The sequence below is a fragment of the Pseudomonas sp. B34(2017) genome (genome assembly GCF_002112915.1).
Taxonomy (GTDB): domain Bacteria; phylum Pseudomonadota; class Gammaproteobacteria; order Pseudomonadales; family Pseudomonadaceae; genus Aquipseudomonas; species Aquipseudomonas pharyngis.
This window is the reverse complement of record NZ_NEJA01000004.1, coordinates 571,891-584,717: the sequence shown is the minus strand read 5'-3', so window position 1 is coordinate 584,717 and position 12,827 is coordinate 571,891. Positions and strand designations below refer to the sequence as shown.

The following is a 12,827-nucleotide window of genomic DNA, read 5'->3' as shown; positions in this document are numbered from 1 at the left end:
TCGCCTCGGCAGGGCGTTGCGATTTACAGTGGCGCCCCTGTCGACGGGAAAAACAAGGGCCGGTTCATGACGCAGTTCTACGATGCACGAGGCAATATCTACGGGGTCGTATCGCCCCAGGCGCTGCGCGATGCCGGGATCGAATTACCGACGGGCGCCGAGCAGTGCGCGCTGTCGCGACAGGCATGGAGCGCTGCTGCCATTGCGCTGTGCTGCGATTGGCCCGATGGTCAACGCCCCGCCGGTAGCAAGTCTCACCGCAGCGATGGCTTGCTGATCGGCCCGTTTCAAGCCTCGCCACCCTTTGATGTGCTGATCGTCAACACCGACGGCACGCTGGCTGAACGCAGCGGCAATGGCCTGACGATTTTCTCCCGGGCGCTGCTCGAACAGGGGCTGATGCCGGAGGAGGGTGCGACGCTACGGGTGCATCACGATAAACCGGATGCGCAATCGCCAGTGCCGACCTCGGTCAAGCCGGCGCAAGTGGCGGGCGTGCAGGGCTTCTGGCTGGACCTCGGCCAGCCCGGTTTCGGCCCGGCGGCGGTCGGTGCACTCGGCGTTGAACCGGTGCCGTTCAACGGTGTGGCAGTCAGCGGTGTTCGACCGCTGGCGCAACTCAATCCCGCCTGGGTGCACAGCCAGTTCGTGCGCATCGGCAATCCGCATTGCGTGACACTGGTGCAGGATGAAGCCGCATTGCCGAGCAACGCACAGATGCTTGAATCGCCCCTGGCAGACCGTCTGACCGCCATCGCCTACGCCATGCCCACCGGCGCCGGCCAGCCGTGCCCGGCCGGGGTCAATCTGCAATGGGCGATGCGCGCCGGTGATCAACGCATTGTGGCGCGGGTGTTCGAACGGGGCGAGGGGCCGACGGCGTCTTCCGGCACCAGCGCCAGTGCGGTGGCGTCTGCGGCATGGCGGGTAGGCTGGGTGTCGGCGGGAGAGGTGCAGGTGGTAATGCCGGGTGGCACGGCGCCGATCCTGCTGGAGGCGCGCGACGGAGAACTGACTGGCGTGCGTCTGTTCGGCACCGCCGTGCGCGACGAAAATTGCTGAAGCCTCAAGATCAGAACCGCCCGACAGTGTCGCTCACCGCACCACTTTTGAATGCGTTATTCGCGCCCGCCTGCCAATACACTGCGGTCGGCGCCTGGCCCCGCACGATGCACTTCCACTCGAGCTGTTGCTGACCTGGCACCTCCACGGTTGTGCTCCAGCGTTTGTTGTTCAGTGTCAGCGCTATCGCATGTTGTGGGTCCCACGCCCCGAACTCCAGCGATGAACCCGCTGCATAGACACTTTCGCCCGGTTGCGGATTGGCGTTATCGCAATGCACGTTGACTGCCACTGTCGCCGGTTCCACAGGGCCGCTCCAGATCCGGATATCGCCGTTATCCCAGTTCAAGGTCGGCGCGTCCTTGCCTTGCGGCAACTGTTGCAGATCGGATTTGAGGGCGATCACCAATGTGCCGCGTACACCTTGTGTGGTGGCGACCAGTCCCGAATAGGCAGTGTTGAAGCGAATCGGCGAATCAGCGCGGATTCCGGCACTCTTGCGCAGTTTGATCAGTTGCCGGATCAGTTGATCACGCTGCCAGTCATACATGTGCGGCCAGTAAACGGTCGGCGTGCCGGGACTGCTGAGGATGTAGGCGTAAGCCAGATTGACCAGTGGATCGGGCAACGCCCAGTGATGTTGGCCGCCGTAGGCGCCGGGTGAATAACCGGTGTCGTGGTTGTCGACAAAGGTCACGGCGATTTCGCGCCAGGCACGATCCGGATTGCCATTCAAACCGTGGCGAGCGAACCGTTCTGCATACGCTCCTTGAGGGCGAAATCAAACACCGTGCAGTGCGAGCGATCCGACCAGTCCTTGAGCACATCCTGCCAGCTCGCATTGTGTCGCCAGTCGCCCGGCGGGTATTCCCCGGGGCTTTTCCAGTTCTCGCCGACGCAAAATTGCTGGTTGCCGAAGGCGTTCATCCAGCGATCCACGGTTTCCGGCGCGTAGCCACGGACAAAGTCAAAGCGCAGGCCTCGAGCACCGTAGTTGTCGCGCAGATTGATGAACTCGTTTTTGAAGGTTTCGAAGACTGTTGGATTCGCAGTGTTCAAATCCGCCCTCCCATCCACAAACGCGTCACCTTCGTCACAATTTGCGCAGTCGTGCCGCCGTTCGTTGTTCCCTGCCGGGAACAGCGGAAAGACCGCTTTATCGTCCGTGTGATTGGGCACGACGTCGAAGACGACTTTCACGCCAGCGTTGTTGAACGCCAGCACCGCTTGTTTGAGTTGCTGATCAGTGCCGTAACGGCTGTTTTTGTCGAAGCTGTTCCAGAAGTAGCCTTCTCCACCACCGGAGGTCTGAGCCTGGCTGTCGGTCCAGCTTGAGTTGTCCGTCCAAGGGGGCGGTAACCAGACAAGGGTGAATCCGTCGTTGCCAATGGTCGCCGCCTGTTGAGCAAGTACTGAATACCAGGGGGTTGGATTGCGGCTGGAATTCCAGTGGAAGGTTTGCAGCAGAATATTTTCACCGCCGCCGTTGCGAACTGCCGCGCTCGCAGAGCTGGTGGCGGTGACGGCGAGGCCAAGCGCGAAAATCAGAAGAAGTGGTGAAGTCCCTTTCATGATCGTCCCCCCGGGAACGATGGATCCCTTGGGGTTTACTGTGAGCCGACACGCAGCGCTTGTCGCCTGTCAGATCTGACAGGTCGGCTCTATCGTTTTGCGATAAAGCCGCCCCGATCCATAACCGTTCATTGGCCTTTGAACAGTTTCACGGCGACAACAGTGTCATCGACCACCGTCACATACAGCAGGGCTATGGGCTGTGTCTCGGGGCTTTGAAAGCACTCGACGATCACAGCCTGCGCCGAGCAGGCTTGCAGCGCCAAACGGTCTGCGTGCCGCAATTGGCGTTTCACGGCGGCACTCAACGGAATGGGTGAATGGCCCTCGCGAACGTCAGAGCAAAATCTCGAAGTGACTTCTCTCGGGGTGCGTGACGGTGGTGATTCAAGGTCCGCGTCTGCAAACAGATGATTGAGCTGCTCCGCAGCGCTGACCGCTCGGGGGAAACCGGCGAAGGCCGAAGCCTGCAGCAGTATTTCAGTCAATTCACCCGGTGCGAGGCCCGATGCCAGGCCGGTTTTGAGGTGCACGCTCAGCGGTGGCCCGACCATGCCCGAGGCGACAATGGCGGCAAACGACACCGCTTCGCGTAATCGCGGATCAAGACCGGGACGTGAGTGTAAATGTCCGTACACCACGCCGACGGCCAGTTGGCCCAATGCAGGAACGGTATGAAACAAGGCGTCGAGCCTGGCCCCTCCATCGGGTACGAGTTCGACAAACGTATGGCGGCCTTCCTGGTAAAGCGTGGCCATGGGATCGGAAGTGGTCTTTTGATTCATGTCGCGTCCTCACGGATCAATGAGGATGGCAGCGGAGCAACTACGCGCGAACTACGGCATGACAGTGCGTCCATCGGAAGAAGTCGGCGCCCTTGCAGCGCCGACTTCTACACCTTAGACGAATTCCACCACCGGCATCTGCCGCTTCATCAGCACTTTGCCGTCGCGGATCGAATACAGCGGCAGGCCCTGGCTGCGGATCACTTCGTAATCGCTGTCCGCCGACAGGATCAGCAGGTTCGCCGGGCGGCCCTGTTCCAGGCCGTAGCGTTCACCGAGGTGCATGGCTTTGGCGCTGTTGTCGGTGACCAGATCCAGTGCGCTCTGCAGGTTGCGATAACCGAGCATGTGGCAGATGTGCAGGCCGGCTTCGAGGACCCGCAGGATGTTGCCGTTGCCCAGCGGATACCACGGATCGACGATCGAATCCTGGCCGAAGCAGACGTTCATCCCGGCTTCGAGCAGTTCGTTGACGCGGGTCACGCCCCGGCGTTTCGGGAAGTTGTCGAAGCGCCCTTGCAGGTGAATGCTTTCGGTCGGGCAGGAGACAAAACTGATCCCCGAATGCCCGAGCAGGCGGAACAGTTTGGCGCAGTAGGCGTTGTCGTAGGAGCCCATCGCAGTGGTGTGGCTGGCGGTCACGAGGGCGCCCATGTCGCGGCTGCGGGCCTCTTCGGCCAGCACTTCGAGGAAGCGCGAATGCGGGTCGTCGGTTTCGTCACAGTGCACGTCCACCAGGCAGCCGGTGCGCTCGGCCAGGTCCATCAGGAACTTCACCGAGCTGACGCCTTGGTCGCGGGTGTACTCGAAATGCGGGATCCCGCCGACCACATCGGCGCCCATGCGGATCGCTTCTTCCATCAGCTCGCGCCCGTTGCGGAACGATTCGATGCCTTCCTGGGGGAACGCGACGATTTGCAGGTCGATCAGGTGACGGCTTTCCTCGCGCACTTCAAGCATCGCCTTGAGCGCAGTGAGCTGCGGATCGGTGACGTCGACGTGGGTGCGCACATGCTGGATGCCGTGGGCGGCGAGGGTCTGGATGGTTTTCTTCGCCCGGGTCTTGGTGTCTTCCTGGGTGATGGTGACCTTGCGCTCGCCCCAGCATTCGATGCCTTCGAACAGCGTGCCGCTCATGTTCCAGCGCGGCTCGCCGGCGGTCAGGGTGGCGTCGAGGTGAATGTGCGGCTCGACGAAGGGCGGCACCACCAGATTGCCGCCGGCGTCGAGGTCGTCGGGGCCCAGGGTCGGCGCTTCGGTCTGGCGCGCGATGCTGCGGATCAGGCCGTCTTCGAGGTGCAATTCGTGCAGACCTTCCTGGTTGCGCAGTCGGGCGTTGATGATGTGCATCGGGCGAATCCTTTTATAGATCTTGTAGAGGGGCGGCCGCGTTGCGGGCGCCGAGCAGGCCGGTCACTGCGATATACGTTAACGCGGCAACGGCGATCCCGACCAGCGGCGCGACCCATGGCGAGCCGAACGCGGCGACGGTTCCGGCCGCGTAAGCCGCCAGCCCCGGCCAGTTGAACGCCGGTAACCGTGCGTCGGCCAGACGCGGATAACGCCCGCGCCAGCGGAAGAAAAAGTCCGCCATGATCACCCCGCCAATCGGCGGGATCACCGTGCCCAGCAGGATCAGATAAGGCACCAGCATGTCGTACATGCCCAGCAGCGCGAGCGCCGTACCGATCACGGCACCGGCCAGGGTCACGGTCTTGCGGCGCCCGGTGCGCAGCAGGTTGCAGCCGGCGACGGCGAAGTTGTAGATGGTGTTGTCCTGGGTGCTCCAGATGTTCAGCAACAGCATCGCCATCGCTGCCATGGCGAAGCCCTGCAACAGCAACACTTCGACCACGTCGGGCTGTTGATAGACGATTGCGCCGTAGGCACCGATCAGCACCATCAGGCCGTTGCCGATGAAAAAGCCGATCAGGCTGGCCAGCACCGCGACCCGCGCCGAACGGGAAAAACGCGTCCAGTTGGTGGCCTGGGTCGCGCCGCTGACAAAGGTGCCGAACACCAGCGTGATGGCGGTCGACCAGTCCAGCGAGCCCGTCGGTACGACGCTGAGCAAACCGTCGAGGCCGCCGACTTTCACGGTCGCGACCCACATCGACAGCATCAGCAGCAACATCATTGCCGGCACCGCGATGTACGACAGAATCTCCAGTCCGCGATAACCGACATACGCCGTGGCGCAGAACACCAGGCCGAACAGCACCATCAGCCCCAGCACCGTGGCTTCATTCAGATCGAAATACTTGCCAAGTACCACCGCCGCCGTCGCGGTGCCCCAGGCGTACCAGCCGATCTGGGTGAACCCGAGGATCAGGTCGCTGAGCTTGCTGCCGACTTCGCCAAAACAGAAGCGCCCCATCAGCACCGAATTCAGCCCGCTTTTGAAGGCGATGTAACCCAGGCCTGCGGCGTACACACCAAGCAGCAGGTTGCCGATGACGATGACGGCGAGCATTTCGCCGAAGTTGAACGCCACGCCGAGCTTGCCGCCGGCAAACATGGTCGCGGTGAAGAAGGTGAAGCCCAGCAGCACCATCGCCGTGGAGGCCAGGCCTTTGCGCGCGTGCATCGGCACTTCACTGAGGGGGTAATCGTTGCCGGGATCGTTTTGCGTCATGGGGCGTTCCTTGCTGGAAAGGGGAGGACGCGAAGTGGTTGCAGCGGTCGTGCCAAACGCGATGTTGCGGGTATTTATAGACGAGACACGGATGATCGGCGCGAAAGCAGTGCATCGGGCGCCCTACCGAACCATGTGGGAGCAGCTGGTCCCACAGGGTCACGGGATTGGATCAGAGGAACCGCAGCAGCGCGGCGACTATGGCTTCAGGCGCATCCTCCTGCACCAGATGCCCGGCATTCGGAACCGGATGAAACTGCGATCCGGGAATCATCTTGTGCAACTCACGCCCGCGTTCGATGGGAATCCACTGATCCTCTTCACCCCAGAGAATCTGCACCGGGCAGCGAATCGTCGGATACAGCGTCTGCGCCTCCAGCGTGTAGCGCTGATCCATCTGCGCAATCTGCCGGTAGAACGCCGCTTGCCCCGGATCGCCCAGCCACGGCTGCGCATAGGGCGCCAATTCGTCATCGGGAATCTCCCGGTGAATCGCCCCGCGAATGTAGGTCGGTACGATGGCGCGCTGGATGTAATCCGGCAGGCCGCTGAACGCCGCTTCGTGCTGGCGCACGTGCTGCACGAACGGCGAACCCCAGGGTGTCAGCGCGACCGGGTCGATCAGGGTCAGGCTGCGGTAATCCTTGCCGTTGAGCAGATGAGCGCGCAGCACGGTGGCGCCGCCGAAGTCATGGGCAACCACATCCGGGCGTTGCAGATTCCAGTGATCGAGCAACTGCGCGAGCAATTCGTTCTGCACGCCGAGGGAGACATCGGCGTCCGGTTGCTCGGACTGGCCGTAGCCCAGCAGGTCGAAGTAATGCACCCGATGCGTGGCAAAAAAGTGCGGCGCGATGCGGTGCCACACGTAAGACGAGAAGGGCGTGCCGTGCACGAACACCAGCGGCGGGCCGTCGCCGCGCACCCCGTGGCGAATCTGTCGCCCGTTGAAATCAAAGACCTGATCCAGCAGCCAGTCCGTCATGGGCCTGTCCTCTTGGCGGGTTCGAGCCAAAAAGCATAGGCGTAAAAAAACCACCGGTCTCGGTGGTTTTTTTGTGTCGCGGGAATTACTCGCCGCGATAGATGCAACCGCTGGTGCAGGTCTCGTGGATGCGGATCGCACTGAGTTCCGGCAGCAGGGGCTTCAATTCATTCCAGATGAATTTGGCCAGCACTTCGCTGGTCGGGTTCTCAAGGCCAGGAATGTCGTTGAGGTAGTTGTGGTCCAGACGCTCGTACAGCGGCTTGAAAATCGCCTTGATCTCGGAGAAATCACGGATCCAGCCAGTGTGCGGATCGAGGTCGCCGCTCAGGTGAATCGCCACTTTGAACGAGTGACCGTGCAGGCGTCCGCACTTGTGGCCGTCCGGTACGTGGGGCAGGCGGTGGGCGGATTCGAACGTAAATTCCTTGAAGATTTCCACAGTGATTTCAGCTCTGTTCAGATGGCGTTCGCCGCAGCGAATTCGGGCAGGCGGCGAGTTTATCAGCTTGTTCCCGGCTGTGCTGACTAAAGGGTCAGCAAGCGTTCGGCGAGGCGACCATTGGCAGTCAGTTCGAGGAATTCGTCGCCCAGCCGTCGGCTCTCGTCCATCGCCGCGCGCCAGTATTTCTGGCGGCTCGGCGCATCGCCCATGAAGCGCTTGAAGTCGTTACGGTCGGGGAGTTTGCCGTAGGGCAGGCGCGCCAGGTATTCCTTCGACGGCGCGAGCAACAGCACGTCCTGCAAGCGCTCGACCGAAGCTTTGCGCCACGGCAGGGTCTTGTCGAACCAGCCCGGGATCACTCGGTCGGTGAAGTGTGGATAGAGCACGATGCCGTCGCCGCTGTAGGGCAGGTCGAGGTGATAGTCGAGCAGACCGCCGTCGCGGAACGTGCCGGCACCGGCGCCCGGCAGGTCACGCACGCCCTCCATGACCATCGGGATCGAGCCCGAGGCCAGCAGCGCCTGGCGCAGGTTGCCGGCGTCGAGGGCGACGAAACGCGACGGGAAGTCGTTCAGCGCATGCACCGGCGGCGCCAGGCGCGGGTCGTGGATGATCAGCCGTTCAAAATGCCGCGACAGCCGCGCACGGCCGCGCAGGTTGTCGGCGATCACCGAACCCAGCGCCAGCCCGAGCCGGCCGCGATGATCGTCCGCCAGCCCGCCGTGGCTTTTGACCACCATGATGTTCAAGCGGTAATGGGCGTTGGTCAGAAGGCTGGCATCGCGGCCGTCGAGCAGGTCATCGAGCATGCGCTGCGAACTGCGGCTGACCTCGCCGATGGTCACACCTTTGTTGAAGTTCTGCTCGGTGTACAGATGACCGAGGCGGCGGATGCCTTCGGCGGCGTCCGGCAGGCAGGCGCTGGCGAAGCGCCAGGAACCCACCGACGCACCGATCAGCGAGCGCTCGCGCGGCGCCTTCGGCAACCACTCGCCGAACAGCGCCAGATCCAGGCCCTGAATCCCCAATGCCTTGGGCCCACCGGCAGCGCCGGGCAGGGTGCCGACGTCGGCGGCGTTCAGGCCTTGGGCACGAATGCGCGCCATGGCCCTGGGGCCGGCCTTGAGGGTGAGGGCAGGGAACTTGATGTGAATGGCGGTCATACCGGTCTCGATCGTTAGCAAGCGAAAGATTATAAGCACATGTTGCCGTGGCTGCAGGAGCAGGCCCAATGATGGCAATTCAGTTTCAGTTAAGTTCGCACCGTTAAGGTGCGGCCCGTAGCGACACATAAAAATACGGAGACACCATGAAAACCCTGACTGCCCTGACCATCGCCTCGATCATCGGCCTCACCGCCAGCACCGTTCACGCCCGCGATCTGGGCCCGGATGAAGCCCTGCGCCTGCGCGACGCTGGTACTATCGTCTCCTTCGAGAAGCTCAACGCCACCGCGCTGGCCAAACACCCGGGTTCAACGATCACCGACACCGAGCTGGAAGAACAGTACGGCAAGTACATCTACCAGATCGAACTGCGTGATCCGCAGGGGCTGGAGTGGGATCTGGAACTGGACGCGGTGAGCGGGCAAGTGCTCAAGGATCATCAGGATACGTAATGAAGGTGAATGTTCGCGCCACCCGCCGTACGGCATTGGCGCTGGTGATGTTTTGCTCGACGGCCATGGCCCGTGACTTGGGTCCCGACGAAGCCCTCAATCTGCGCAAGCAGGGTGTGATCCTGCCGCTCGAGCAGGTATTGCAGCAGGCGATGGACCGCTATCCCGGCGCGAAACTGCTGGAAGTCGAGCTGGAAGAAAAACACGACGTCTACATTTATGAAGTCGAGTTGCTGACCGTCGAAGGTGTGGCCCGCGAGCTGCACTTGAAGGCCGATACCGGCGAACTCGTGAAAGACAAGGAAGATTGACCGATGCGCTTGCTTCTGGTGGAAGACCACGTACCGCTGGCCGACGAATTGCTCGCCGGCCTGCAACGCCAAGGCTACGCGGTGGACTGGCTGGCGGACGGGCGCGATGCGGTCTATCAGGGCAGCAGCGAGCCCTATGACCTGATCGTCCTCGACCTCGGTCTGCCCGGCGTGCCGGGGCTTGAGGTGTTGGCGCAATGGCGCGCCGGCGGTCTGACGATTCCGGTGCTGATCCTCACTGCCCGCGACTCCTGGGCCGAGCGTATCGAAGGCCTCAAGGCCGGTGCCGACGATTACCTGACCAAACCCTTCCACCCGGAAGAACTGTATTTGCGCATCCAGTCGCTGCTGCGCCGCTCCAAGGGCCAGGCCAACCAGCCGACGCTCAAGGCCGCCGGTCTGCACCTGGACGAGGGCCGCCAGTGTGTCGTGCGCGACGGCGCCGATATTCAGCTGACCGCTGCCGAATTCCGTCTGCTGCGCTACTTCATGCTGCACCCGGAACAGATTCTCTCCAAAAGCCACCTCGCCGAACACCTCTACGACGGCGAGACCGAGCGCGATTCCAACGTGCTTGAAGTTCACGTCAATCACCTGCGGCGAAAGCTCGGCAAAAGTGTGATCGAAACCCGTCGCGGTCAGGGTTATCTGTTTGGCGGACGGGCTTCGTGAGATCGATCCAGCGCCGCTTGAGCCTGGGGTTGATCAGCGTGCTGGTGGTCGTCGGCGTGCTGCTGGCGCAAACCAGTCTGTGGCTGTTCGAAGTGGGATTGCAGCGCTATCTCGAAGCCGGGTTGCGCAACGACAGCGAGAGCCTGCTGGTGGCGCTGGTTCGCGGGCCGCAAGGCTTGCAGCTGGATGAGCGGCACTTGTCGCCGGCCTACCAGCGACCGTTTTCCGGGCATTACTTCCGCATCGATTTCGCCGACAGCCATTGGCGCTCCCGCTCGTTGTGGGATCAGGATCTGCCGCTGCTCGAACGCTCCGGGCTGCACAGCAACCTGCAACTGGGGCCGGACGGTCAGCAATTGCTGGTGCTGCGTTCGGACTATCGACGGCTCGGTCAGTCGATTTCCATCAGCGTCGCCCAGGATTACACGCCGGTGCGCGAGAGCTTCCAGCGCATGCGCCAGATCGGCCTCGGCCTCGGGCTGGCCGGGTTGCTGCTGATTCTGTTGTTGCAACGCCTGACCGTGCGCCGCGCGTTGCGCCCGCTCGAGAAGGCTCGCGAACAGATCGCCCAGCTGCAGCAGGGCCAGCGTTCACAACTCGATGAACAAGTGCCGGCGGAACTGGAACCGCTGGTGGCGCAGATCAACCATTTGCTGGCGCACACCGAAGACAGCCTCAAGCGTTCGCGCAACGCTCTGGGCAATCTCGGGCATGCGCTGAAAACTCCGTTGGCGGTGCTGCTCAGTCTGGCGTCGAGTGAAAGGCTCGACGCGCATCCGGAACTGCGCAGGATTCTCAAGGAACAACTGGAACAGGTTCAGCAACGGCTGAACCGCGAGCTCAATCGAGCGCGGCTCTCTGGCGATGCGTTGCCGGGGGCGCTGTTCGATTGCGACGCCGAGCTGCCGGGGCTGCTGTCGACGTTGAACATGATCCATGGCGAGCATCTGGAGCTGAGTTATGTGGCCCCACCCGGTCTGCAATTGCCGTGGGATCGTGAAGATTTGCTGGAACTGCTCGGCAATCTGTTGGACAACGCCTGCAAGTGGGCGGATGCCGAGGTGCGACTGAGCGTGGTCGAAACGGCTGATGGTTTTGTGCTGAGTGTGGAAGACGACGGGCCGGGGATTCCCGAGGCGCAGCGGGCTCAGGTGTTCAGCCGGGGGGCGCGGCTGGATGAGCAGACCCATGGGCATGGGTTGGGGCTGGGGATTGTGCGCGACATCGTCGACACCTGGGGCGGGGTGCTGGTGCTGGGCGAAAGCGAGTGGGGCGGGTTGAAGGTGGGGATTCAGTTGCCTCGGCGGTGAGCTTCAAGAGCCCCCTCATCGGAACGCCGCCCGCCTAACCCTCTCCCGGAGGGAGAGGGGACTGACCGAGGTGTTCTTTCGAGTTACGCTGACCTGATCTATCGAGTTGAACTCAGGTTTTGACAACGACGGAGATCGGCTCCCTTTCCCCCTCGCCCCCTTGGGGGCGGTCCGACGTTTCGGGAGGGCTGGGGTGAGGGGGGCGATTTAACTGACCCCCCCCACATTCAAGAATCAAACCCGAAACTGATCCATCAAGCTCTGCTGCTGATTCGCCAGACTATTGAGCGACTGACTCACCCGCGCCGATTCATTCGCCTGCCCCGACAGCGACTCCGTCACATCACGAATCGTCGCCACGTTGTTGTTGATCTCTTCAGCCACCGCGCTCTGTTCCTCGGCGGCGCTGGCGATCTGCAGGTTCATGTCGCTGATCACCGTCACCGCATCGCCGATCTGGCGCAGCGCCGTCACGGCCTGGCCGACCTGTTCGACGCTGCCCTGGGCCTGGCGATGGCTGTTGCCCATCGAGCCGACCACATCCTGGGTTCCGGTCTGCAATTGCTCGATGACCTGGCGGGTTTCTTCCACCGACTCTTGAGTGCGGCGGGCGAGGTTGCGTACTTCATCGGCTACTACCGCAAAACCGCGTCCGGCTTCACCGGCGCGGGCGGCTTCGATGGCGGCGTTGAGGGCCAGCAGGTTGGTCTGTTCGGCGATGGCGCGGATGGTTTCCAGCACGGTGCCGATCTTCTCACTGTTGGCGGCCAGGCCTTCGACCTGCACCATCGCCGCGCTCATGTCGGCGGCGAGGGTGTCGATGCTGGCGGTGGTGCGGTCGATCACGGTCAGGCCCTGACGGGTGGCGCGGTCGGCGTCCTTGGCGGCTTCGGCGGCTTGGGCGGCGCTGCGGGCCACGTCTTGGGCGGTGGCGCTCATTTCGTGGGACGCGGTGGCGACCTGATCGACCTGACGGTATTGCTGCTCCATGCCGGCGCTGGTCTGGGTCGCAATCGCCGAAGACTGGTCGGCGGTGTTGCGCGCGTCCTGCACCGAGCGTTTCACCTCGGCGATGATCGGTTGCAGCTTGTCGAGGAAACGGTTGAACCAGCCGGCCAACTGGCCGAGCTCGTCCTTCTTGTCGTAGGCCAGACGGCGGGTCAGATCGCCTTCGCCGCTGGCGATGTCTTCCAGCATGTGGGCCACGCCGAGGATCGGTTTGGTCACGCTGCGCGCCATCAGCCACACCAGCAACAGGCCGATCAGCGCGGCGAGCACGCCAAGGCTCAGTTCGATCAGGGTGCCTGAGGTGTTGCTGGCATCCAGTTGTTGCTTGAGTGCTTCGGCGCGGCTCACCAGCACTTTTTCCGGCACATCGAGCAGCACGCCCCACGACGGGCCGCCGGGAATCGGCTGGAACGGCGACAGCACT

14 protein-coding genes and 1 pseudogene are annotated in these 12,827 nt (G+C 62.7%); 5 read left to right on the top strand and 10 right to left on the bottom strand.

Going from position 1 to position 12,827, the window contains the following annotated elements:
- Nucleotides 1–66: 66 nt before the first annotated feature.
- Nucleotides 67–1,062 (top strand): diaminopimelate epimerase, encoded by a 996-nt coding sequence (locus CAF80_RS16110; RefSeq protein ID WP_085667469.1) that lies wholly within the window; start codon nt 67–69, stop codon nt 1,060–1,062.
- Nucleotides 1,063–1,072: 10 nt separating this feature from the next.
- On the opposite strand, the gene CAF80_RS28975 is transcribed toward CAF80_RS16110, so the two are convergent.
- From CAF80_RS28975 to CAF80_RS16075, 8 genes are all read right to left on the bottom strand, one after another.
- Nucleotides 1,073–1,798, bottom strand: a complete 726-nt coding sequence (locus CAF80_RS28975; RefSeq protein WP_218191733.1) for a glucan 1,4-alpha-maltotetraohydrolase domain-containing protein — start codon at nt 1,796–1,798, stop codon at nt 1,073–1,075.
- Nucleotides 1,795–2,634: an alpha-amylase family glycosyl hydrolase gene (locus CAF80_RS28970; protein WP_218191732.1), complete on the bottom strand. Its 840-nt coding sequence runs from the start codon at nt 2,632–2,634 to the stop codon at nt 1,795–1,797. The genes CAF80_RS28975 and CAF80_RS28970 overlap by 4 nt, the downstream gene beginning before the upstream one ends.
- A gap of 128 nt (nt 2,635–2,762) precedes the next feature.
- Nucleotides 2,763–3,419 (bottom strand): carboxymuconolactone decarboxylase family protein, encoded by a 657-nt coding sequence (locus CAF80_RS16100; protein ID WP_085667470.1) that lies wholly within the window; start codon nt 3,417–3,419, stop codon nt 2,763–2,765.
- A 114-nt stretch (nt 3,420–3,533) separates the two neighbouring features.
- On the bottom strand, nt 3,534–4,769 hold the full coding sequence (gene codA / locus CAF80_RS16095) for a cytosine deaminase (RefSeq protein ID WP_085648185.1): 1,236 nt from the start codon (nt 4,767–4,769) through the stop codon (nt 3,534–3,536).
- Nucleotides 4,770–4,782: 13 nt separating this feature from the next.
- Nucleotides 4,783–6,054 (bottom strand): cytosine permease, encoded by a 1,272-nt coding sequence (codB, locus tag CAF80_RS16090; RefSeq protein WP_011335109.1) that lies wholly within the window; start codon nt 6,052–6,054, stop codon nt 4,783–4,785.
- 172 nt (nt 6,055–6,226) lie between these two features.
- Complete coding sequence (locus tag CAF80_RS16085; protein WP_085667471.1) at nt 6,227–7,039, bottom strand: alpha/beta fold hydrolase; 813 nt, start codon at nt 7,037–7,039, stop codon at nt 6,227–6,229.
- Between the two features lie 85 nt (nt 7,040–7,124).
- Complete coding sequence (queD, locus tag CAF80_RS16080) at nt 7,125–7,481, bottom strand: 6-carboxytetrahydropterin synthase QueD (protein WP_007955941.1); 357 nt, start codon at nt 7,479–7,481, stop codon at nt 7,125–7,127.
- A gap of 86 nt (nt 7,482–7,567) precedes the next feature.
- Nucleotides 7,568–8,647 carry a patatin-like phospholipase family protein gene (locus CAF80_RS16075; RefSeq protein ID WP_085667472.1) on the bottom strand — a complete coding sequence of 360 codons (1,080 nt, stop codon included), beginning with the start codon at nt 8,645–8,647 and terminating at the stop codon, nt 7,568–7,570.
- A 146-nt stretch (nt 8,648–8,793) separates the two neighbouring features.
- Here CAF80_RS16075 and CAF80_RS16070 point away from each other — a divergent pair, with 146 nt between their 5' ends.
- The 4 genes from CAF80_RS16070 to CAF80_RS16055 are packed head-to-tail and all read left to right on the top strand — an operon-like array spanning nt 8,794 to nt 11,395.
- Complete coding sequence (locus CAF80_RS16070) at nt 8,794–9,102, top strand: PepSY domain-containing protein (protein WP_039770261.1); 309 nt, start codon at nt 8,794–8,796, stop codon at nt 9,100–9,102.
- The gene (locus CAF80_RS16065) at nt 9,102–9,413 is read left to right on the top strand and encodes a PepSY domain-containing protein (protein WP_039770259.1); all 312 of its coding nucleotides are present in this window, start codon (nt 9,102–9,104) and stop codon (nt 9,411–9,413) included. The genes CAF80_RS16070 and CAF80_RS16065 overlap by 1 nt, the downstream gene beginning before the upstream one ends.
- 3 nt (nt 9,414–9,416) lie before the next feature.
- The gene (locus CAF80_RS16060) at nt 9,417–10,085 is read left to right on the top strand and encodes a response regulator transcription factor (RefSeq protein ID WP_074689156.1); all 669 of its coding nucleotides are present in this window, start codon (nt 9,417–9,419) and stop codon (nt 10,083–10,085) included.
- Nucleotides 10,082–11,395, top strand: coding sequence for a sensor histidine kinase (locus CAF80_RS16055; RefSeq protein ID WP_085667473.1), 1,314 nt, complete (start codon nt 10,082–10,084; stop codon nt 11,393–11,395). The genes CAF80_RS16060 and CAF80_RS16055 overlap by 4 nt, the downstream gene beginning before the upstream one ends.
- 234 nt (nt 11,396–11,629) lie before the next feature.
- On the opposite strand, the gene CAF80_RS29235 is transcribed toward CAF80_RS16055, so the two are convergent.
- Nucleotides 11,630–12,385, bottom strand: coding sequence for a methyl-accepting chemotaxis protein (locus tag CAF80_RS29235; protein WP_371262551.1), 756 nt, complete (start codon nt 12,383–12,385; stop codon nt 11,630–11,632).
- Between the two features lie 102 nt (nt 12,386–12,487).
- Nucleotides 12,488–12,634, bottom strand: a pseudogene (locus CAF80_RS29230) (HAMP domain-containing protein); the annotation flags it as partial.
- Nucleotides 12,635–12,827 lie beyond the last annotated feature (193 nt).

Bases quoted from the DNA above. Each gene is read 5' to 3' on its own strand.
- CAF80_RS16110 (WP_085667469.1), top strand. From the start codon at position 67: ATGACGCAGTTCTACGATGCACGAGGCAATATCTACGGGGTCGTATCG.
- CAF80_RS28970 (WP_218191732.1), bottom strand. From the start codon at position 2,634: ATGAAAGGGACTTCACCACTTCTTCTGATTTTCGCGCTTGGCCTCGCC.
- CAF80_RS16100 (WP_085667470.1), bottom strand. From the start codon at position 3,419: ATGAATCAAAAGACCACTTCCGATCCCATGGCCACGCTTTACCAGGAA.
- codA (WP_085648185.1), bottom strand. From the start codon at position 4,769: ATGCACATCATCAACGCCCGACTGCGCAACCAGGAAGGTCTGCACGAA.
- codB (WP_011335109.1), bottom strand. From the start codon at position 6,054: ATGACGCAAAACGATCCCGGCAACGATTACCCCCTCAGTGAAGTGCCG.
- CAF80_RS16085 (WP_085667471.1), bottom strand. From the start codon at position 7,039: ATGACGGACTGGCTGCTGGATCAGGTCTTTGATTTCAACGGGCGACAG.
- CAF80_RS16075 (WP_085667472.1), bottom strand. From the start codon at position 8,647: ATGACCGCCATTCACATCAAGTTCCCTGCCCTCACCCTCAAGGCCGGC.
- CAF80_RS16070 (WP_039770261.1), top strand. From the start codon at position 8,794: ATGAAAACCCTGACTGCCCTGACCATCGCCTCGATCATCGGCCTCACC.
- CAF80_RS16065 (WP_039770259.1), top strand. From the start codon at position 9,102: ATGAAGGTGAATGTTCGCGCCACCCGCCGTACGGCATTGGCGCTGGTG.
- CAF80_RS16060 (WP_074689156.1), top strand. From the start codon at position 9,417: ATGCGCTTGCTTCTGGTGGAAGACCACGTACCGCTGGCCGACGAATTG.
- CAF80_RS29235 (WP_371262551.1), bottom strand. From the start codon at position 12,385: ATGGAGCAGCAATACCGTCAGGTCGATCAGGTCGCCACCGCGTCCCAC.